The organism is Oceanisphaera ostreae (assembly GCF_042676125.1).
GTDB lineage: Bacteria > Pseudomonadota > Gammaproteobacteria > Enterobacterales > Aeromonadaceae > Oceanimonas > Oceanimonas ostreae.
Map to the genome: position 1 here is coordinate 127,762 of NZ_JBHTJS010000058.1, position 20,494 is coordinate 148,255.

Consider the following 20,494-nt stretch of genomic DNA (forward strand, 5'->3'; position numbering starts at 1 on the left):
CGCTCGTGGTCACCAATGTTATAGTTTTGTAATGAAAACGTATGCGATAGATCAAATCTATTAAGGTTATGTGGTAAATACGTATACCGCCTTAATGACGACACTCTTAGAATACGCTTAGAAGCATAACTTCAGGATAATAATTATGAAAAAGCTCGTATTCTTAGCTAGTGCCCTGGCTATAAATGCATTGCCGGCCTCAGCCGAGATGCCCCCCCAAGCGGCTGCCTGTATCGCTTGTCATCAAACAACAGGCCTTGGTATGCCACATTTAGCGCCCGCTATTGCCGGTATGCCTGCTGCCTATTTAATGGCTCAGCTAGAACACTTTAAAACGGGTGAGCGCAATAATCCGATCATGAAACCCATGGCGATGATGCTAGACGAAGCTGGCGTGAAGGTAACTAGTGAATGGTTTGCCAGCTTGCCATTTCCGCAGCCGACAGACCTGGTTTTTCGCGGTGAGAAATCACCACAAGACATTACTGACTTAGGTGAAAAACTGGCCTACTTAGGTGCTTGGGAGCGTGACTTACCTAGCTGTGTTTCTTGTCATGGTCCTGCAGGCGTGGGAGTAGGCGAAACCTTTCCGAGCCTCGCGGGTCAGCATGCCGATTACATCGAAAACCAGTTAAACGCATGGCAAAATGGCGCGCGCACCGGCGATAGCAATGGTTTGATGAGTCATGTGGCAGAAAAACTGACTGCCGAAGAAATTACTGCTGTGGCCAAATACTTTGCTAGCGTGGAGGTTAAATAATGATGAAATTATCTTATTCGTCACTATTGGTCAGCTTAGCTTTGGCCACCGTAGGCTCTACCTATGCCACCGAAGCCGATGTTAATAAACTAGCGATACAAGATCCGCTGCCAGGTAAAACTGCTGAACACTATCCCTCCCCCCCAAGTTGGGACAAGTTACCTGATGGTGTGTTTGGTGAAAAAGTAGTACGCGGCTATAAGAACTTCGTAGATACCCAGAGTTTATCGCCACAATATGTGGGTAACGGTCTTAACTGTGTGAACTGTCACTCGGATGCTGGTCGTAAAGAAAACGCCGCGCCCTTGTGGGCAGCCTATATGAGCTACCCGGCTTTCCGTTCCAAAAACAATAAGATCAACTCGTTTGAAGAGCGGATGCAGGGCTGCTTCTTATATTCCATGAACGGGTCACCACCAGACTATGGTGCTGATGCATTAGTAGATTTATCCGCTTATGCCTACTGGCTAGCTCAAGGCACTCTAACCGGTGCAGACTTTGATCCCGCCGATATGGAAGTGCCCAGCGATGCCGAACTGCTTAAAGGTGGCAAGCGCGATGACTTCCCATTCATGAAGGCATATCTAGAAGCAGGTGGTAGTAAAGAGCCCGAACTACCTGGCCGAGCCTATCCAAAAGCACCTGAGCCGGAACAAACACCCGACATTGCCCGCGGAAAAACCGTATTTGAGCAAGAATGTTCAGTGTGCCATGGTGTAAACGGCGAAGGTCAAAAAGTGAATGACCGCTATGTGTTCCCACCGTTATGGGGCCCTAATACCTACAACTGGGGCGCGGGTATGCACAGAGTTAACACCGCTGCCAACTTCATTCAGCACAATATGCCGCTGGGTCAACCGGGCAAGCTAACAGACCAGCAAGCGTGGGACGTGGCTACCTACATAAACTCGCGTGATCGGCCGCAAGACCCGCGTAACAAAGGCGATGTCCAAGAAACTCGTGAGCAGTTTCACAAGCACAACGTAGAAATCTATTACGGTAAAGAAGTGGATGGCAAAGTGTTGGGCAGCGAAAGCTTCCCTAACCACCCAAACAAAGTACTGTAATCAGCATCGCTAAGTAATAAAAAAGGGCCCTGAGGCCCTTTTTTATTACGTTTTTCATTCCATATTAAAAATTAAGCACTCAGCATTGCGGCTTTAGCCCATCTTGCGTTGCTGTGACTCTTCTTGTTCCACCCGCGCCAACGAACGCATGTCATATCCGGTCGGGGTCTGATACGCCCTTAAGCCAAACTCTGGCAATACCGCAAAGATATGATCGAAGATATCCCCTTGTATGGCTTCGTACTCCACCCACTTGGTGGTATTGGTAAAGGCATAAATCTCAATCGGTATACCATTCGGTGTTTGCTCAAGTTGGCGCACCATCAGCGTCATCTGTTGGTGAATGTGGGGATGATTCTTTAACAACCTTTCCAGATACGCCCGAAAAGTGCCTATATTGGTCAGGCGGCGGCCATTAACCAACGAGGATAAATCCAGCTTCTGAGCACTATTATATTGTGTGAGTTCCTGCACTTTTTCATCCAGATACGGCGCCAGCATTTGCGCCCGTTGCAGCCGGTGAATATCGTCTGATTGCAAGAAGTCCACACTGCTGCTGTCGAGCAGCAGGCTGCGCTTGAGACGACGTCCCCCCGACTCGCTCATGCCCCGCCAGTTTTTAAACGAATCGGAAATAAGCGCGTAAGTGGGAATGGTGGTAATGGTTTTGTCCCAGTTTTGCACCTTAACCGTAGTCAGGCCGATATCAATAACAGCACCGTCGGCACCGTACTTGGGCATTTCTAACCAATCACCCACTGTTAACATATTATTTGCCGACAATTGAATACCAGCTACCAACCCCAATATCGGGTCTTTGAAGACCAACATCAGTATCGCCGTCATGGCGCCTAAACCACTAAGCAGTATCAGCGGTGACTTACCAATCAAGGTAGAAATGACCAACAACGTTATAAAGATACTGGCAATCAGCTTAATACTTTGAAAAATTCCACGTAGCGGGAAGTTCAGCATCGCCGGTTTATGCTGAAAAATATCCAGTAGCGCGTCCAGTAATGAGAACAGCGATAACATGCTGTAGAGTAAAATCCAGATATGTGCCGAGGCCTGAACTATAGGCAATAAAGTGGACTCGCTTTCTAACCACACACCCGCTTGGATATAGATGATAATGCCTTGCAACGTGAGTGCTAGCCGGCTAAACAGTTTGCGCTCAAAAAATGCCTGGCGCCAGATTTGCCGATTCCCCTGCGCCCGGCCGCCAACCCAAGAAATAACCACGCGGTGTAATAAAAAGTGAATGCCAGCCGAAATCAATACAATCAATAAGACGACTGCGAGGGTATATACCAGATCCGAAAATTGCGGAATATATTTATCCAGAACCGGCATCACTAGCCCTTCTAGATCATTCATCTTATCCATTACTTTTTCTCACTTTTTAATCATTAATCGCACACGGCACAGGCCGTTATCATCACGCGGTTTGCTTTGGCCCATAGAGATAGGGTCCACTTTTTTGTAACGCTTGCAGATAAGCCGGTCTTGCCTGTAGCTGTGCTACATAGGCTTTTATTCTGGGGTAGCAATCAGCCAATTTAGCGCTGTGCATCGCCGCTTCCAGTGGAAAGCTCATCTGAATGTCGGCGGCACTAAACTGTTCACCCAAAAACCATTCGTGGCAGGCTAGGTGGTCTGCCACAAAATTAAGATGGGTGTGAATTTGCTGAGTCAAAAAAGCATCATTAACTCCGGCTACCAACTTCTTTACCAGTGGCCGAATAAAAAACGGCATCGGCGCCTGTTCCATTTTGTTAAACACATGACGCATCAACAAAGGCGGCATCAAAGAACCCTCGGCATAGTGCAACCAATAGACATAATCCCACCAAGCATCCGTGTTTACTGTGGGTAAGAGGGCTTGGCTGCCATAACGTTGCGCCAGATAGTCGATAATGGCACCCGACTCGGCAAGGCGAATATTATCATCGGTTAACACCGGCGCCTTACCTAGCGGATGCACGCGCTTTAAGCTCTCGGGAGCCAACTGTGTTTTGGCATCACGCTGATAGCACTTAATCTCATAGTCTATTTCCAGCTCTTCCAGCATCCAGATAATGCGCTGTGAGCGAGAGTCATTCAGATGATGCAGCTGTATCATGCCGTCCCTTCCTTATCTATGTCGTCTCATCTTCACAGAGTGAGAAAACAGCACAATAACATAAATCATGGTCTACTAATCTGGGTTGCTTGTCTGCTCCACCGACCTCAGCGCAATAACGAAAGAAAATCTGGGGCGGCATGCCGAAGCGTCGTTATTATATTTTAAATGCCAAATGTTAAGACTTATGTCGAATAGAACAATCTGATAACAAACCCTATGCTCTGCTGTGAAATGACACCATTTAGATGGTCACCATCAAGGAGAGTCCTGTGTCACAAACAGACAACACCAATTATCGCGATAAGCATAAGCCCAGCCGCGATTTTGAAAGCCGCACTGCCTATCTTGAGCATGAGCTCACCATAATGGAGCCCAAGCGCTGGCGTATTAACTTACCTTTTAGAGATTATCGTTTTGAATTAGAAGACTTGGTGCCTGCCCTTGCCGCCACCATAGGTAAAATTGTGATGGTGGCAGCCGTGGTGGCGGCGTTTGCCGGTCCCTTAGGACTATCCAATGAGTTTGTGGTAGAAAACGTCCGCTTCGAGATGTTAATTGCCGCCGTATTGTTTGTGATCTTGTTTTCTGGCCTGATCAATCCCAATGCTAACTTGGCAGGCACTCATGGCCCCATGATCCCGCTGATCCCGTTGATTGTTGCCTCGGGCGGCCACCCGTTGGCGTTAGGGTTACTGGTCGGTCTGTTTGGCTTATTGCTCAGTATTACCAAAGGGGGTAGTAAGCTGATGGCGCTAACCAGTGATGGGGTGCGCGGCGGCCTGCTGATTTATTTAGGCGCCATAGGTCTGCTCAGCCAAATTGGTGCACTAACCGCCTGGGCGAATGGCATCGACATGGGCTATGTCGCCTTCGTGGTTATTTTAAGTACTATTATCATGTACGCCCTGCTCGCTCGCCTAGAAATGCGCTGGCTGTCGATTCCCCTCGGCTCAGGCATCGCCTTTGTGATCGCTATTTCTTTGGGTGCGCCATTCGAGTTTGTCACCGAGCCCGGTATCCCCCACCTAACCCCCTCTTACTGGTGGGGTGAAAATACCGGCTGGCAGATGGGCTGGCCCGAGCTACATCACTTTATTAGCGTCGCCCCCTTTGCCGTATTGGCCGTGGCCATGTGGTCACCGGATTTTATGGGGCAACGGGTATTCCAAGAGCTTAACTACCCGAAAAAAGCCACTAAGGTGCTGATGAACGTAGATGACACCATGGGTGTGGCCTCGGTACGTCAGGCGGTAGGTAGCGTACTGGGTGGCGGTAACCTGGCGTCTTCTTGGGGGACTTATATTATTCCAGCAGCAATAGCTAAGCGCCCTATTCCGGCCGGAGCCGTATTAACTGGAGTGATGTGTATTATTGCCGCGCTGTGGGGCTACCCCATGGACTTGGCCGTATGGGACCCCGTATTGCGTGTGGCGCTCATTGTCGGTGTATTCATGCCGCTGCTCGAAGCCGGTATGCAGATGACCCGTAGCACCACCAGTAGTCAGTCGGCTGGTATCGTGGTATTCGCCTCTGCCTTTGTGAATCCGGTATTCGGTTGGTCGCTGACCATGCTGCTCGATAACTTAGGCTTAATCGGTGACAAAGAGCGCGGCAAAACACTACGCCGCACCGACCGCTGGGTGATCCCCGGTATCACCTTTATCATTCTACTGGCCATTATGGCCGCCGTTGGCATGCTACCCGGTATCCCTGCTCTTATTACTGAGAGCTAACTAAATATATAGCCGGAAGCTGAAAGCTAAACAAAAAGACCGAACCTGTTACTACAGGTTCGGTCTTTTTTATTTCCAACAACCAAACCTAAAGCTATTTTTGCCACGGAATACACGGAAAGACACGGACGAAAGACCAACACCCTAAAAAGAGACTATTTATTGTCAGGTCTTACCAAATAAAGGTCTATTTTAGAGCTTTTAATCTTAATTTTTCCGTGTTCTTCCGTGTATTCCGTGGCAAAGAAGTCTTTAACGTTTTTTGCTTAGCTGGGTGCTCGGTGCTGTGCTTAAACCTCAAACTCCGGTGCCAATCGGCTGAGGCCTAACCCCTGACTTTTGCTGAGCTTAATTTGTACCGGCACTCGTTCTTTTAAGGCGTCTATGTGGCTGATCACCCCGATCATTTTACCGCTGGCATTCAAGGCATCCAGTGCATCTAAGGCGACCTCTAGAGTTTCCGCATCAAGGGTACCAAAGCCTTCATCCAAAAATAACGAGTCGATACGCGTCTTACTGCTCACCAGATCCGATAACGCCAGTGCCAATGCCAAGCTCACCAAGAAACTTTCGCCCCCCGATAGCGTTTGCGTATCGCGCGCCACATCGGCTTGCCAAGTGTCTATTACCGAGAGTTCCAGCTCACCACCCGCAGTGCGAGCTAGTTGATAACGGCCGTGTAAACGCTCTAAGCGCTGGTTAGCTAATTGCACTAGATGCTGCAGCGTGAGCCCTTGGGCAAAGCGGCGATACTTGGCACCGTCGGCGGAGCCAATCAGGTGATTGAGCTGATCCCATAGCTGCAGGCTGTGCTGCTGAGCCGTAATATCATCAAATAACGCCTGCTGGCGCTGTCGGCGTTCGGTGTCGGTATCAAGCCGAGACTGATGGCCACCAATCTGTTGTTGCGTGGCACTTAACTCACCTTGCAGCTGCTGCAATTGGGCTTGCAACTCTGTTTTTAATTTGGACTGAGTGCTGGCATCTATTTCTTGCTCACCTAGATCTTGCTTGGCAGTTACGGCGCGCTGCTCGGCTTGTTCGAGCAGTGTTTGCGCTTTATTTAGCGTCTGCTCTAACTGTTGTTGTTGCTGGGCTAACTGTTGCAGCTCGGCATCACTGAGCACGGCGGCTAAAAACGCAGCTTGATCGGAAAAAGGGCTAGCAGCTAACTTTTCTTGCCATACTTGTTGTCGGTTGTTCAGCTCGATATCAAGCGCACTACCCTGCTGTTGCAAGGTCTCCAGCCGTGTGGTTTTTTGCTGCCACTGCTGGTTGGCGTCAAGCCAACATTCGGTCAGCGAAGCAAGCTCAATAATAGCGCCGGCCACGGGGACTAATGGTGCTCGTTCGGCAAGACCTAATGCCTGCCAGCGTGCTTGCCACTGCATTGCATCTGCTTCGGCCAACCGTTGCTGGCTTGCCAACTGTTGGCGTTCCTCTACTAGCTGCAGCAACCGTTTTTGCTGTTGCTGCCACTGCTGCCATTGCTGTTCGCATTCGACTAACCAAGCTTGCCAGCTTTCCGGCACTGGCCAGTTAAGCGCTTGCAGTGACTCGCTCAGCGTGGCTTCTTGTTGCTGCACCCGTTGCTGTTGCTGAGCAATGTGCGCTTGCTGGCGGGCAACTTCTTCAGTAAATGACTGCCCTTGTTGCAGTAATAAGTTGTGTTCATGCTGCAATTCACTCAAGGCCTGCTCGGCCTGAACCTTCAGCTGTTGCGCTTGCAGGCCTTGCTCTTGTTGCTGTTCTATTTTAGTTAGCTGTTGCTCAAGACTCTGCAACTGCTGCTGACGCTGGCCGATAACAGCTTGCTGCGCCGCCTGAACTTGCTCTTTACCTTGTGCTGACTCTTGTGTAAGTAGGCCAAGATCAGCTAACACGGCATCTAGCTGCGCGGTAATTTGCACCATGTCTTGTGCCAATTGCTGTAATTGGCTCAGCCCTTGTTCTACTTCGGCTTGGCGTTTAGCCACCATTTGGCTTAATTGCTGTCCTTGCAGTTCTTGTTCAGCCCGCTGTTGCTGCTTTTCAGCCAAGCTGTTCGCCGTTGCGTCATCTAACGCCTGATATTCTTCAATCGCGGGGTGAGTTTCACTGCCACACAGCGGGCAGGCTTCATCGGGCTGTAATCGGGACCTGTGTTGCTCTAGTGCACGAATACGTTGCTCTTGCTCTAGCAACTTTTCTTTATCGCGAATGTGCTCTTGCAGGGCTTTATAATTGGCACGAGACTGTTGCAGCTGTTGCTCTAACTGCGCCAGCTCAGGCTGTTGCATCGCCAGTTTTTGTACTAATCGAGTATGTGACTGCTGTTGCTTCGCCAACTGTTTCCAATCGTGATGCAACTGACTCCACTGCGGCTGTTCTTGCCTAAGCTTTTGAATCTGCTGACGTAAGTTAGCCAGTGACTGGCCAGCCAACACCTGTTGCAGCAACTGCTGTTGTTGCGCATCGGCTGAAGTAGTTTGCTCGAGCTGCTGTTGCGCCAGCTCCACTTTAGATTGCAGCTGCTGACGTTGGCTATTGAGCCGATTGAGCTGGTTTTGCTGATCAACCAAGGCTTGGCTCAGCTTATCTAAGTTGGCTTGCTCTTGGGTACGGGTTTTAATTTGTTCACGCCAACCCGCTAAATATTCCCCCAACCGCTCTGCCACCGGGTTACTGGCCATCTGTTGGCCCAGCTTTGTTTGTTCGTCATTAAGGCGTTGCTCTGTAGCAGTAAGCTGTTGCGTTTGTTGGCCACTCACCTGCAGCGCCTGCCACACTAAGTCATGACTATGTGTCGCCAACTGCTCTTGTTCTTGCTGTTCTTGGCGCAGCTGCTGACTAAATTGCAGTACTCTGGTGTGGCTTTGTTGCAACTGCTGCCAATCTGGCAGTAAGCGGTTGGCTGGCAACGCTTTCTCTAACTGTGTACGTTGCGATTCAGCCAACTGCCATGCGTGCTTGGCACCTTGCTGCGCCAATAGTGCCGCCGCCTGCTGCTCGCTTGCTTCTTGATAAGCCACTATCTGCTGTAAGCGAGTTTGCAGCTGTCCTAAGCCTTGGCTTTTTTGTACCCACTCCACTTCGGCGGCCTTAATATCGGCTTGTGCTTGCAGTCTTTGCTCATCACTAAGCAACTCCATGCCTTGGGCTCGCGCATTAAGCTCGGCCAAGATGCCCTGTTGCGCTCGTGTTTTCTCAAATACTCGCTTCGATAATTGCGCATAAATATCGGTGCCGGTCAGTTCTTCAAGCAACTCGGCCCGTTCGTTGGCGTTGGCGTGCAAAAACGCCGCAAAACCGCCCTGCGCCAGCAACATGGACTTAGTAAAGCGGCCAAAGTCTAAACCGCTCAATTCTTCTGTTAAGCGCAGCTTGTCATGAATTTTAGTGGTAATGATGGTGCCATCTAGCTTGGCGAGCTCTACCTTGGGAGCTTGTAGCTTACCGTCTATCTTGTCTCGTGAACGGCGTTGACTCCAAAAGGCACGATAACCTTGTCCTTTAATGTCGAACTCCACTTCCGCTAAACAATCTGCGGTGTGGCGGGTCATTAGCTCGTTGCTGCTGGCCGACACTGATTTCATGCGTGGCGTTTCGTGATACAAAGCTAAACAAATAGCGTCGAGCAGCGTCGTTTTACCGGCCCCAGTGGGTCCGACGATGGCGAACAAGCCGCTGTCGCAAAAAGGCGGCTGGGTAAAATCAATTTTCCACTCCCCTTTCAGGGAGTTTAGGTTTTTTAGCCGCAGACTGAGGATTTTCATGCATCTTGCTCCATGTCTGCCAATAACGTTTGATATAAACCATTAAGCGCCTGTTCGCGCTCCGGAGGTAATAACTCCGTAGCTAGCCGCTGACCAAATACCTGCTGTGGCGTTAGCTCGCTCAAGGTCACTCCTACCTCAGCCGTTAGTCCATCTTGCTGTAATGTGCGCTGGCGGCGTACCAGTAAGATCTCTAACGCTAGCCCCTCGGCCAATTGCTCGATTCTGGGCTGTAGGTCACTTAAGTAATCATCTTCAGCTACCGTCACCTCTAGCCACACCGACCGCACTTGTTTAGCCGTTTGTTCGGCTATTTTTGCTTGTTCAGCCGCCACCTGCTGCATTGCCTTAGCCAACTGCTCTAAATTACCTTTTACTCTGGCCAGCGGCTGAAATACCGGCACCGGCAGTGGAGTAATGGCCGTTAAGCCATCTGCCGAGACATCGACCAACAACACTTCTTTTTGCTGGCCAACTTCATCGAAGCTTAAGGCGATGGGCGAGCCGCAGTAACGAATATGCTCATGGCCGCCCACCTTTTGTGGCCGGTGAATATGACCCAAGGCGATATAGTCCGCCGGCGGAAAAGCACTGGCGGGGAAGGCATCCAAAGTACCAATATAAATTTCGCGTACCGAGTCACTACTGCTCGCACCCACCGTGGTTAAATGGCCGGTGGCAATAATCGGCAGCCGGCTGCCATGGGATTGATTATGAGCTTCACTATGCCGCTCGGCTTGCTCAAATAATTGCTGATAATGCGCCGCTATTGCTTGTTGTAGAGTCTGTTGTTTGTCGGCGGCACTTTGCCCAGACTCGCTGATCATTACCTCGCGAGCGCGAATAAAAGGCACTGCACATAACACCGCACCCGGTTCACCTTCGCGATTAGTCAGCGTTAGCACCTGATGTTCAATATCGGCCAGCACGCCTGGGATCACCTGCACATTTAGGCAACCGAGTAAGCTTCGTGATTCATTAAGCATGGCCACCGAGTCATGATTACCACCTAATATCACCAGTTGCGCACCTGTTTGCTGCAATTCGACGATAAAGCCGTTATATAGCTCACGGGCATAACTGGGCGGAGTACCGGTATCAAACACATCGCCCGCCACCAACACCGCATCCACTGCTTGTTCTTGCACCTGCTCCACCAGCCAACGCAAAAAAGCCTTATGTTCTTCAAGGCGGGTTTTACCCATAAAATGCTGGCCAAGATGCCAGTCGGAGGTGTGCAATATGCGCATAGTGACTCTTATTAGTTAGTGGCTCTTATACCAATCAGAATAAAGATGTGATCTATTTTAAATCAGTATGAAAGAGGAAACAGAGTCACCTCTTCTTAAGCTCTGCGTTGTCTGTAGATGGTGCTAACAGGCGGCTCCACAACTTAGAGCCGGATAAAGGGATCGACTCCACCGACCAGCACATGACATGGATGTCATGTGCTTGAGCGCCACATGGATGTGCTTGCAGCGTGTCGGTGGAGTCGCCCCTTTGTTCGGCTTTACAGGGCTGCTAAATAGATCCGTTATTTTCTCCGATTGGTATTATTAGTGCGTAGATGCTTCTTATGGGCGTTATTGTACGGAGCCAATGAGTTAAGGTACAGATTCGAGGGCTAGGTGAAGAGGAAAGGCCAATTACGTCTACCAGCTGTTGCTTGTCAGCTCTCCCTGCCGTTGCAGGTATTCTCGGTCTTTCCGTTATATCTTGTCCCTTTTTATCACCCCCTGTTCAATACTTGGCATCATTCACCCTTATTGTGTAAATATAAGCAATATTATTGCTAATATTAGGGTTGTTTAGCATTAAAACGCAATTATTAGCCTGTGAATGTGCGGTATTCTATTGTTACATCTCAGCGTTCCAAATTTTAAGGCGTACTGCACATGAGCTTTACTCATCAAAAATACGTGGCTTACAAGCCTGTTGGTAAAACAAACCGTCGTTGGCCGGATCGGGCGATCGAACAAGCACCACGCTGGTGTGCAGTTGATCTTCGTGACGGTAATCAGGCGCTAGTCAAGCCGATGAACGTGACTCAGAAGCAGCGCCTTTTTGATTTATTGGTCAAGCTGGGCTTTAAGGAAATTGAGATTGGGTTCCCTGCTGCAAGCCAGCCAGACTTTGATTTTTGTCGCAAACTAATCGAAGAAAACCGCATTCCACAGGATGTACGTATTCAGGTGTTAACCCAAGCGCGACCAGAGTTAATCGCCCGCACCTTCGAAGCCTTAAAGGGGGCAGATAAAGCCATTGTTCATGTCTATAACTCGACGTCCACAGTACAGCGTGAGCAGGTGTTTGGCCTAGACCGTGATGGCATTCGCGAGATTGCCGTTAATGGCGCTCGTTTAGTTAAAGAACATGCTGATTTGGCACCCGAGACTGAGTGGGCGTTCCAGTATTCTCCGGAAAGTTTTACCGGGACCGAACTTGATTTTGCCGTCGAGGTGATTGATAGCGTAAATGCGGTATGGCGACCAGATTTGGGCCAGGCGGTGATCATTAACTTGCCCGCGACGGTCGAAATGTCGACGCCAAACGTATTTGCCGATCAAATTGAATGGGTATGCGACCATGTTCGTCATCGTGAGCACTTCAGCATCAGTGTTCATACCCATAACGATCGCGGTTGCGGAGTAGCAGCGGCAGAGTTGGCGGTGATGGCGGGAGCAGATCGTGTTGAAGGCACCTTGATGGGTAATGGTGAGCGCACCGGCAATATGGACTTGGTCACCATGGCGATGAACCTGTACTCCCAGGGTATTGATCCGCGCCTGAATTTATCCGGTATGGCCGAAATTGTTGAGACGGTTGAGGCCTGTACCGAAATCTCAACCCACCCGCGCCACCCCTACGCCGGCGATCTGGTGTTTACTGCGTTTTCTGGCAGTCATCAAGACGCTATCCGCAAATGTCTGGCTCGCCGCAAAGCAGGTGACGTCTGGAATGTGGCCTACTTACCCATTGATCCTGCTGATCTTGGCCGTCGTTACGATGAAGTGGTTCGCATCAACAGCCAGTCCGGCAAGGGCGGTGTGGCTTATATACTGGAGCGAGACTACGACATCACCCTGCCGCGCTGGTTGCAGATTGAGTTCAGTAAAGTGGTGCAGGCAGAGGCTGAAATCAATGGCGGTGAAATTGACTCATTGACCATTCATCGTTTGTTTGAGGAAAAATACCTCAACGTGGTTCCAGACTGGGCGTTGGTGACCTATGACTTGCACCGTGACGAAGTCGGCGTACACGCCGAGGTGCGCTTTGGGACTCCTGCTCAGCAGATTCATCTTAAAGGGCAAGGTTCAGGGGCGGTGGAAGCGGTGGCAGAAGCTTTAAAAGCACAGTTCGGCGTTGTGGTGGCGGTAGAGGCTTATGACGAATTTGCCTTGGGCGAGGGCACGAAAGCAAACGCCTTGGCGTGTATCCGAGTGCGCATCAACGACACCCACTGCAGTGCTGCCGCACTGGCAGAAGATACGACTTCAGCCACCATACAGGCTTTGTTGTCAGCCGTGGCCCAGCAAGTGGATTTACACAGTCAGCCAGGGCTTGCAAACCAGACCCCAGCAGTAAGCGCCTAAACAGCAAAGAGCCGGCATCTGCTGTCGGCAAACCCGCTAAGGCCATGGCAGAAAACATAGCGCTATGCTTGACGCTGTACGCCCTAAGTTAAAGACACGCACCGCCTTTCTTTGACTTATAGCGTACGGCGTACAGCTCCCCGAAGGGGTTACATTAATGTCGCGCTACTATTAAGGCCGCACCGATCACGGTAATGGCGGCGCCTAGCCAAGCGCCGTGAGCAGGACGGCGTTTTGTTAATAACCAGAGCAAGGGCAACACCAATACCGGACTCACAGAACTAAGCATCGCCACCATGCCTACCTCACCATGGCGTAGCGCCAACAAAATCAAGGTCATGCCCACGCCCATCGCCAAAAAGGCATTCATGGCGACCATACCAAAAATCGGCCAGTTAATACGCTGCGCAGGTTTAGCCACTGACCAGCCACACCACAGCAAAAATAAATGCGCTAAAAAAGCAGTGCTCATGCGTACTGCGGAAGCAGACACGGGGTCGACGGCGGCCAGTTCATCCATCATCACCGGCTTTACCATCAAGGTAGAAACCGACTGGCACAACGCGGCCAATAGTCCCAAAGAAATGCCCAGCCAAGGGCTGCCGTTATCTTGCTCCCAGGCATGTGTTTCATTGGCGCGCTTGCCCATAAAAATGGCAGTCATTACGCCGCCGATTAATAACAGGCAGCCTACCAGCGTCCAGCCAGCGATAATTTCACCAAAGATCAAATAGGCCAACAGAGCAGAAAATAGTGCATGAGTGGCGAATAACACGCTAGCGCGACGCGGACCTAAGCGGTTCATGGCGGCAAATAATGCCGTATCACCGATAAAAATACCGATCAAACCAGAAATAGCCATAATGCTGAGGCTGTGGCTGTTTAAGCTAACCCAGCCACCGGTTAATAACGCCGCCCCCCACAGCATGACGCTGACACAAAACATCCGCCAGCGCGAAAAGGCAAAGGCGCCTAAATGGCGCGCGGCATGGGCCGATAATAAACTGGCCACCGCCCAGCAAGCCGCAGCAGCTAACGCTAAGTAATCATAAGAGAAAAGAGCAGTCATAAGAAAAAGGCATTAATCCGTCTTTGAACAATAGTGTGAGCGCGAGAATATCCGACATAAAGAATAAAACCGCCCTGCAATAGGCGGTTTTACTAACGCTAAGTACTGAAAATAACTGACAGCTTACCGCTATTTTAACCCTTCTATTTTCATTACTTTTTGTACCGCAGGGTCGGCTTTCATGTCGGCAAAATGGCGAGCTACATTTGGGTAATCGCTTAAGCCATTTTCCAGCACTTTTGTCGCCCAATAGCAGTATACAAAAGCACATGCATCCACAATGCCCCGATCGTCTTCTAAGTAATAATCACGACTGCCCAAATGCATGTCCATACGCTTCAGCAAAGGAAGAATCTGGGCAGGTACCGCGCCTTTGATGGCTTTTTTAGCTTGCTCACTGGTGTCGGTAGTGTATTTTTCTGGATTGAAAAAAGGCGCAAATGCACGATATACATCGGCGTTAAAGAAACTCAGCCAATAATCACACTGGCACTGCATGATGGGGTCTGGCCCCGGGCCTAAATGCGCACCTTCAGGCAAACGAGACAAATAGCGCAAAATGGCGCTACTTTGATACAAAGCGCCCATTTCTTCGGTGAATAGCACGGGCACCGCAGCTAAGTAATTAATGTTTCTAAATTCTGGATCTCGTGTATCTGCCAACTCCAGCTCATAGGGCAGCCCTAGCCAAGCAAGCACGATGTGAGCAGAAAGTGAACAAGCACCAGGCCTGTAATATAACTTCATTCAATAACCTCCTAGGTGGCCCTTGGGCCGCTCGAGAAACTGATACTGCGGGACTGCAACCGGCCCGAGGCTCCGGATACGACTCATTTGATTATCAGCAGAAAAAGAGAAATTAGCGATGTTATGCCGCTTATTTTATCGATAAGTTGCTATCAAGTTGAAGCAGGGCTCAGTCTTCTATTGCTAGCAGCATTTTTTTCAACAAGGCCGCTACTTGTCGTTGCTCCTCAATTGACAACGTATTCGCCAACTCAGCCTCGGCAGCTAAGTGATGCTTTACCGCCGTCTCCAATACATTAAAACCCTGATCGGTAAGCGTAACAATGACGCCGCGTCGATCGTGCTCCGCCTGAGCACGGCTGACCAAGCCTCGACTTTCCAGACGATTAATACGATTAGTGAGCGCCCCAGAAGAAATAAGGACCATACTTTGTAACTGATGAGGTGATAGTTGAAAACTAGGTGGATGGCGACGCAACGCCGCTAACACATCAAACTCGCCCACATTTAAGTCGTAGTGAGCCAAATCTTGCAGCACGCGGCGGGTAATAAAATATTCGAGGCGCACAATGCGACCAATTACTTCGGTACTTTTTAGCTCAAGATCGGGCCTAACTTGCTGCCAAAGACCAACAATACGATCAATTTGATCTATCGCCTCACTCTGGGAGAGGTCTTTAGAAGTATTCTGCATGTGGTTATGATCCCTAGTTGTTAGATGCTCCGTTTCAGTCGCAGCCATTTTTATGCCAATAAAACAGGAATAATACCATAAAGATTTATGTTACTGACCTGATGGAATCGCGTGTTCAGACACAAAAAAAACTTTTTTTTTAACGGTTAGCCAGCGAAGGTGGCCGTTTAATGACCGTGATAGTTACGGTATACTCCGCTGGTTTAACAATATTGATAGCTATGAATAAGCCAACTGGGAGAATAAAAAGGTGAGCCTGTTAAAAAACCTGTTGCTGGCCGGTGTTGCCGCTGCCGCGTTAAGTGGTATGGCTTATGCCGCCAACGAAATGTCGCCTGAAGCGATTAACGACCGTACCCAACCGGTAGGAAGCGTTTATACCGCAGCCGATCTGGTAGGTATTGTCGACACTGTAGCTGCAAGCGATAGTGATGAACCGGCAGCGCCGCGTAGCGGTGAGGCTGTATACAACGCATCTTGTTCTGCTTGTCATGGCACTGGTGCTGCGGGAGCGCCTATTAAGGGTAATGCCGAGCAGTGGGCTTCGCATGTAGCTAAAGGGCGCGATACTTTAATTCAGCATGCTCTTCAGGGCTTTAACGCCATGCCACCTCGCGGTGCCTGTGGTAACTGCTCTGATGAAGAGATTACTAACGCGGTAGACTATATGCTGGATGCCATCTAAGCATTTTCTCGCTATATAACGACCTAATAAAAAGCCGCAGCCATGCGGCTTTTTTATTTTTTATCAAACATCGCCCGTAAACTCGCCACGCTGGCTTGGCCTTTTTCCATACGTTCTGTTTCGCTGGGTGGCTTGCGATTATGTTCCCAGTCTAAGTCTTGCTGCGGTAGTTCAAGCAAGAAACGGCTGGGTTCTGGGCGCATCTGCTCACCATATTGGCGACGTTCGCGACACAGAGTAAAAGTAAGCGCTTGCTGAGCGCGAGTAATACCCACGTAGGCTAAGCGGCGCTCTTCTTCAATATTGTCTTCATCGATGCTGCTTTGGTGTGGCAGTAATCCCTCTTCCATACCCACCATAAACACATAAGGAAATTCCAACCCTTTGGATGAGTGCAGCGTCATTAGCTGTACTTGTTCGCCGTCGTCTTCATCTTCTCCGCGCTCCATCATGTCGCGCAAAGTCAGGCGAATAACCACTTCTGGCAGCGTCATCGGATCTTCTAGATCGGAACCTTCGATCATTTGGCTAACCCATTTAAAAATAGTCGACACGTTTTGCATACGCATTTCGGCGGCTCTGGGGCTGGGCGAACTTTCGTATAACCACTCTTCATAGTTAATGTCTTTGATCATATCGCGCACCGCGTCTTGTGCTCCGCCCCGCGCAGCTTCTTCGCCACGTCGTACCAACCAGTTACAAAAGGCGCGAACGGACACTAAACCTCGGCCATCTAGCGTTTGCTCAAGACCCATTTCAAAGCTGGCGGCAAACAGGCTTTTTCCGCGACTATTAGCATAAGTACCCAGTTTTTCGAGGCTAGTTGGCCCTATTTCACGACGCGGCGTATTTACTACACGCAAAAAGGCATTGTCGTCGTCTGGATTCACCAACAACCGTAAATAGGCCATCATATCTTTAATCTCAGTACGCGAGAAAAACGAAGTGCCGCCGCTAATTTTGTAAGGAATACGGTTAGTCATTAGCTGTTTTTCTAGCAGCCGCGACTGATGGTTGCCCCGATAAAGAATCGCATATTCGCCAAATTTACTGCCATTCATAAATTTGTGGCCCATAATTTCCGCTACTACCCGCTCTGCCTCATGCTCTTCATTTTTAGCAAACAGCACCCGCACCGGCGCTTCATAAGCCATTTCAGAAAATAGTTTCTTTTCAAACACATGGGGATTATTGGCGATCAAGATGTTGGCGCACTGCAAAATTTGTCCGCGCGAACGATAATTTTGCTCCAGCATGATCACTTTTAGCTGTGGATAATCTTCTTTTAATAACACCAAATTTTGTGGCCGCGCACCGCGCCAAGAGTAAATCGACTGATCGTCATCTCCCACCACCGTAAAGCGCGAGCGCTCACCGGCCAGTAACTTAACCAGTTCATATTGGCTGGTGTTGGTGTCTTGATACTCATCGACCAGTAAGTAACGAATTTTGTTTTGCCAGAACTGCCGTACTTCATCGTTAGTTTTCAACAATAAGGTAGGCATTAAGATCAAGTCATCGAAATCCAGCGCATTGTAGGCTTTCATTTGGCGCTGATAACGAGCGTAACATTCGGCAAACAGCACTTGCTCAGGATCTTGAGCGATACGTGCGGCACGAGCCGGCAGCACCAGATCATTTTTCCAACTAGAAATGGTACTCACTAAGCGACTAAGCGCATCTTTATCCCCGTCTAACTCCTTGTCGGTTAGATCCTTTAATAGCGCCAGCTGATCTTGATCGTCAAACAGCGAAAAGCCCGCCTTTAGATTTAGTGTCTTATGCTCACGACGAATAATATCTAAACCTAAAGTATGAAAGGTAGACACCATCAAACCACGGGCTTCGCTCTTACTTAGGGTTTGTAGCACCCGCTCTTTCATTTCGCGGGCGGCCTTGTTGGTAAAGGTCACCGCAGCGATATTTCGCGCCTTATAATCACATTTTCGCACCAAGTAGGCGATTTTATTGGTGATCACTCGTGTTTTACCACTGCCGGCGCCCGCCAACACCAGGCAGGGGCCACCAATAAAGTGCACGGCTTCGTCTTGGGCTGGGTTGAGTTTCATAAGGGCACTCCGACAGTTAAACAGGGCCCGTATTCTAACGGTTGCCGACTCTGGGTGAAAGGCGTAAGCCCTTCGGGCTGCTTTAAGCCGTAAGCTATAAGCTGTCAGAGGAAGATAAAACCACCTTTCTTGGGTTTGGAGTTTCTTAGCTGATCGCTTACCGCTGACGGCTGACAGCTATCAATTACTCTTTACTCTTCACTCTTAACCGCACATGATCTTGCCAGCCGCTTATTTACCTGAACTTATGATGCCACTAGACATAGACACTCTTAGACTCGACTTTCCTATTCTGGCGCAATCCGTCAATGATTATCCGTTGGTGTACTTGGATAACGCCGCCACCACGCAAAAGCCACAAGCGGTGCTGGATGCGCTTAACCATTATTATCAACAGCAAAATGCCAATGTGCATCGTGCCGCCCATGCCTTAAGTGGCCAAGCCACTCAAGCCTTCGAGGCCGCACGCGCTAAGGTCGCGGCCTTTATTAATGCCCCCGATACACGGCAAGTAATTTGGACTCGCGGCACCACAGAAGCCATTAACTTGGTGGCGTACAGCTTTGGCATGCACAGCCTTAAGGCCGGCGATGAAATTTTATTATCGACGCTCGAGCATCACGCCAACATAGTGCCGTGGCAGCAAGTGGCCGCCACCACTGGCGCCATCATCAAGGTGATTCCGTTAACAGCTGATGCCGAGTTAGATATGAGCGCGGCCGCCACACTGTTTTCCCCCCGCACCAAGTTGCTGGCCATTAGTCATATCTCTAATGCACTTGGGGTAATAAACCCCATTAAACAGCTGATTGCCATGGCCAAGGCGGTGGGTGCGGTCACCTTGGTGGATGGTGCGCAAGCGGTGGGTCATTTCCCTATTGATGTGCAGACGTTAGATTGCGACTTTTATGTGTTTTCTGGGCACAAGATGTTTGGCCCCACCGGCATAGGCGTGCTGTACGGCAAGCGGGAATTATTGGAAGCCATGCCCCCGTGGCAAACCGGTGGCGAGATGATTAAGCATGTGAGCTTCACCCACACCAGCTTTGGCGAGTTGCCTTTCAAGTTTGAAGCCGGCACCCCCAATATTGCTGGGGCCATTGGCTTAGGCGCAGCCATTGATTATTTATCAGGCTTAAATCGCAACGCAATCACTGCCCACGAACATAACTTAATGCAGCAGCTATTAGCCGGTTTAAGCGCCATGCCAGACGTACGTATTATCGGTCGTCCTAAAGCCGGTGCCGTGTCGTTTGTAATTGATGATGTACACCCTCAAGACTTGGCCACTTTGCTGGACATGCAAGGGGTAGCGGTGCGCACCGGCCACCATTGTGCCATGCCACTAATGCAGGCCTTGGGGCTAGAGCAAGGCACGACTCGCGCCTCTGTCGCCTTTTATAATACGTCTGACGACATTGCCGCCTTATTGGCCGGCATAGATAAAGCACGGGAGTTTTTCTAATGCAGCACTATAGTCACCCCCTGGGCCATACCCTTACCGACACCGATATTCGCGCCCGCTTTCAAGCCACCCACGGCTGGGAAGCCCGCTATAAAGAGCTGATCAAACTAGCTAAGCAGTTACCGCCATTGGATAGCGTAGATAAAACCGAGGCAAACGCCATTCACGGTTGTGAAAGCCAGGCCTGGCTGGTGAGTGCGTTGGTGAAGAATGAGCATGAGGAAGGTTTGTGGCAGTTTCATTGCGACTCAGACGCGCGCATCGTCAAGGGTCTAATGGCGGTAGTACTGGCGGCATTGAACAACAAGACTGCCGCCAATATTCACGGCTTCGACATTGACGCTTATTTTGCCGAGCTGCAACTGCTGGCTCACCTCAGCCCATCCAGAGGCAACGGCTTGCGGGCTGTAGTAACGGCTATAAAACACAGCTGTACGCCGTAAGCCGTACGCTGTCCGTCAAAGATAAACACCGCCCCCTGTAGCCCAGTGCTTTAGCTGCAGGTTCTGCGGAGCAGGATGGTATTAAAGAATCCCGCTGAGACGGGACTGCAGCTAAAGCGCAGACTACATAAATACTCATAAGTAATGCCGCATAACCAGCGTGATTCTGTCGTTATTCCCGCGAAGGAACGTCATCCTCGCGTAGGTTGGGACGGGAATCCAGGGTTTGTGGCGCAGAGCTGTCAGCCAGATAGCTGCCTGCAAAGGCACTGGACCCCCGCCTTCGCGA

15 protein-coding genes are annotated in these 20,494 nt (G+C 50.0%); 7 read left to right on the forward strand and 8 right to left on the reverse strand.

Features of this window, described 5'->3' with window-relative positions; translation table 11 throughout:
* Positions 1 to 145 precede the first annotated feature (145 nt).
* Complete coding sequence (locus ACFQ1C_RS14270) at positions 146 to 760, forward strand: c-type cytochrome (protein WP_379559341.1); 615 nt, start codon at positions 146 to 148, stop codon at positions 758 to 760.
* Positions 760 to 1,827, forward strand: coding sequence for a c-type cytochrome (locus ACFQ1C_RS14275; protein WP_379559342.1), 1,068 nt, complete (start codon positions 760 to 762; stop codon positions 1,825 to 1,827). The genes ACFQ1C_RS14270 and ACFQ1C_RS14275 overlap by 1 nt, the downstream gene beginning before the upstream one ends.
* Before the next feature lie 93 nt (positions 1,828 to 1,920).
* Here the strand turns inward: ACFQ1C_RS14275 and ACFQ1C_RS14280 are convergent, their stop codons facing one another.
* Positions 1,921 to 3,213: a mechanosensitive ion channel family protein gene (locus ACFQ1C_RS14280; RefSeq protein ID WP_379559343.1), complete on the reverse strand. Its 1,293-nt coding sequence runs from the start codon at positions 3,211 to 3,213 to the stop codon at positions 1,921 to 1,923.
* A 52-nt stretch (positions 3,214 to 3,265) separates the two neighbouring features.
* On the reverse strand, positions 3,266 to 3,949 hold the full coding sequence (locus tag ACFQ1C_RS14285; RefSeq protein WP_379559344.1) for a glutathione S-transferase: 684 nt from the start codon (positions 3,947 to 3,949) through the stop codon (positions 3,266 to 3,268).
* 272 nt (positions 3,950 to 4,221) lie between these two features.
* On the opposite strand from ACFQ1C_RS14285, the gene ACFQ1C_RS14290 reads away from it, so the two are divergent.
* Entirely contained in the window at positions 4,222 to 5,685 is a 1,464-nt protein-coding gene (locus ACFQ1C_RS14290; RefSeq protein ID WP_379559345.1) for a DUF3360 family protein, read from the forward strand.
* A gap of 290 nt (positions 5,686 to 5,975) precedes the next feature.
* Here ACFQ1C_RS14290 and ACFQ1C_RS14295 read toward each other — a convergent pair whose 3' ends face one another.
* Both ACFQ1C_RS14295 and sbcD read right to left on the reverse strand, forming a co-directional pair.
* Entirely contained in the window at positions 5,976 to 9,440 is a 3,465-nt protein-coding gene (locus ACFQ1C_RS14295; RefSeq protein WP_379559346.1) for an AAA family ATPase, read from the reverse strand.
* Positions 9,437 to 10,690 carry an exonuclease subunit SbcD gene (gene sbcD, locus ACFQ1C_RS14300; protein ID WP_379559347.1) on the reverse strand — a complete coding sequence of 418 codons (1,254 nt, stop codon included), beginning with the start codon at positions 10,688 to 10,690 and terminating at the stop codon, positions 9,437 to 9,439. Before sbcD ends, ACFQ1C_RS14295 begins: the two co-directional genes overlap by 4 nt.
* A gap of 645 nt (positions 10,691 to 11,335) precedes the next feature.
* Here sbcD and ACFQ1C_RS14305 point away from each other — a divergent pair.
* Entirely contained in the window at positions 11,336 to 13,033 is a 1,698-nt protein-coding gene (locus ACFQ1C_RS14305) for a 2-isopropylmalate synthase (protein ID WP_379559348.1), read from the forward strand.
* Between the two features lie 154 nt (positions 13,034 to 13,187).
* Here ACFQ1C_RS14305 and ACFQ1C_RS14310 read toward each other — a convergent pair whose 3' ends face one another.
* From ACFQ1C_RS14310 to ACFQ1C_RS14320, 3 genes are all read right to left on the reverse strand, one after another.
* Positions 13,188 to 14,102, reverse strand: coding sequence for a DMT family transporter (locus ACFQ1C_RS14310; RefSeq protein ID WP_379559349.1), 915 nt, complete (start codon positions 14,100 to 14,102; stop codon positions 13,188 to 13,190).
* A gap of 129 nt (positions 14,103 to 14,231) precedes the next feature.
* Positions 14,232 to 14,849 (reverse strand): glutathione S-transferase family protein, encoded by a 618-nt coding sequence (locus ACFQ1C_RS14315; RefSeq protein WP_379559350.1) that lies wholly within the window; start codon positions 14,847 to 14,849, stop codon positions 14,232 to 14,234.
* A 169-nt stretch (positions 14,850 to 15,018) separates the two neighbouring features.
* Positions 15,019 to 15,543 (reverse strand): MarR family winged helix-turn-helix transcriptional regulator, encoded by a 525-nt coding sequence (locus ACFQ1C_RS14320; RefSeq protein WP_379559351.1) that lies wholly within the window; start codon positions 15,541 to 15,543, stop codon positions 15,019 to 15,021.
* Positions 15,544 to 15,793: 250 nt separating this feature from the next.
* Here ACFQ1C_RS14320 and ACFQ1C_RS14325 point away from each other — a divergent pair, with 250 nt between their 5' ends.
* Complete coding sequence (locus tag ACFQ1C_RS14325; RefSeq protein ID WP_379559352.1) at positions 15,794 to 16,228, forward strand: c-type cytochrome; 435 nt, start codon at positions 15,794 to 15,796, stop codon at positions 16,226 to 16,228.
* Between the two features lie 53 nt (positions 16,229 to 16,281).
* Here ACFQ1C_RS14325 and rep read toward each other — a convergent pair whose 3' ends face one another.
* Positions 16,282 to 18,297, reverse strand: coding sequence for a DNA helicase Rep (rep, locus tag ACFQ1C_RS14330; RefSeq protein WP_379559353.1), 2,016 nt, complete (start codon positions 18,295 to 18,297; stop codon positions 16,282 to 16,284).
* A 250-nt stretch (positions 18,298 to 18,547) separates the two neighbouring features.
* Between rep and ACFQ1C_RS14335 the strand changes: the two genes are divergently transcribed.
* Complete coding sequence (locus tag ACFQ1C_RS14335; protein WP_379559414.1) at positions 18,548 to 19,762, forward strand: aminotransferase class V-fold PLP-dependent enzyme; 1,215 nt, start codon at positions 18,548 to 18,550, stop codon at positions 19,760 to 19,762.
* Positions 19,762 to 20,205, forward strand: a complete 444-nt coding sequence (locus ACFQ1C_RS14340) for a SufE family protein (protein WP_379559354.1) — start codon at positions 19,762 to 19,764, stop codon at positions 20,203 to 20,205. Before ACFQ1C_RS14335 ends, ACFQ1C_RS14340 begins: the two co-directional genes overlap by 1 nt.
* Positions 20,206 to 20,494 lie beyond the last annotated feature (289 nt).

What these genes read in the sequence shown, in the direction of transcription:
- ACFQ1C_RS14270 (WP_379559341.1), top strand. Translation starts at nt 146, where the DNA reads ATGAAAAAGCTCGTATTCTTAGCTAGTGCCCTGGCTATAAATGCATTG.
- ACFQ1C_RS14275 (WP_379559342.1), top strand. Translation starts at nt 760, where the DNA reads ATGATGAAATTATCTTATTCGTCACTATTGGTCAGCTTAGCTTTGGCC.
- ACFQ1C_RS14280 (WP_379559343.1), bottom strand. Translation starts at nt 3,213, where the DNA reads ATGGATAAGATGAATGATCTAGAAGGGCTAGTGATGCCGGTTCTGGAT.
- ACFQ1C_RS14285 (WP_379559344.1), bottom strand. Translation starts at nt 3,949, where the DNA reads ATGATACAGCTGCATCATCTGAATGACTCTCGCTCACAGCGCATTATC.
- ACFQ1C_RS14295 (WP_379559346.1), bottom strand. Translation starts at nt 9,440, where the DNA reads ATGAAAATCCTCAGTCTGCGGCTAAAAAACCTAAACTCCCTGAAAGGG.
- sbcD (WP_379559347.1), bottom strand. Translation starts at nt 10,690, where the DNA reads ATGCGCATATTGCACACCTCCGACTGGCATCTTGGCCAGCATTTTATG.
- ACFQ1C_RS14305 (WP_379559348.1), top strand. Translation starts at nt 11,336, where the DNA reads ATGAGCTTTACTCATCAAAAATACGTGGCTTACAAGCCTGTTGGTAAA.
- ACFQ1C_RS14310 (WP_379559349.1), bottom strand. Translation starts at nt 14,102, where the DNA reads ATGACTGCTCTTTTCTCTTATGATTACTTAGCGTTAGCTGCTGCGGCT.
- ACFQ1C_RS14315 (WP_379559350.1), bottom strand. Translation starts at nt 14,849, where the DNA reads ATGAAGTTATATTACAGGCCTGGTGCTTGTTCACTTTCTGCTCACATC.
- ACFQ1C_RS14320 (WP_379559351.1), bottom strand. Translation starts at nt 15,543, where the DNA reads ATGCAGAATACTTCTAAAGACCTCTCCCAGAGTGAGGCGATAGATCAA.
- rep (WP_379559353.1), bottom strand. Translation starts at nt 18,297, where the DNA reads ATGAAACTCAACCCAGCCCAAGACGAAGCCGTGCACTTTATTGGTGGC.
- ACFQ1C_RS14335 (WP_379559414.1), top strand. Translation starts at nt 18,548, where the DNA reads ATGCCACTAGACATAGACACTCTTAGACTCGACTTTCCTATTCTGGCG.
- ACFQ1C_RS14340 (WP_379559354.1), top strand. Translation starts at nt 19,762, where the DNA reads ATGCAGCACTATAGTCACCCCCTGGGCCATACCCTTACCGACACCGAT.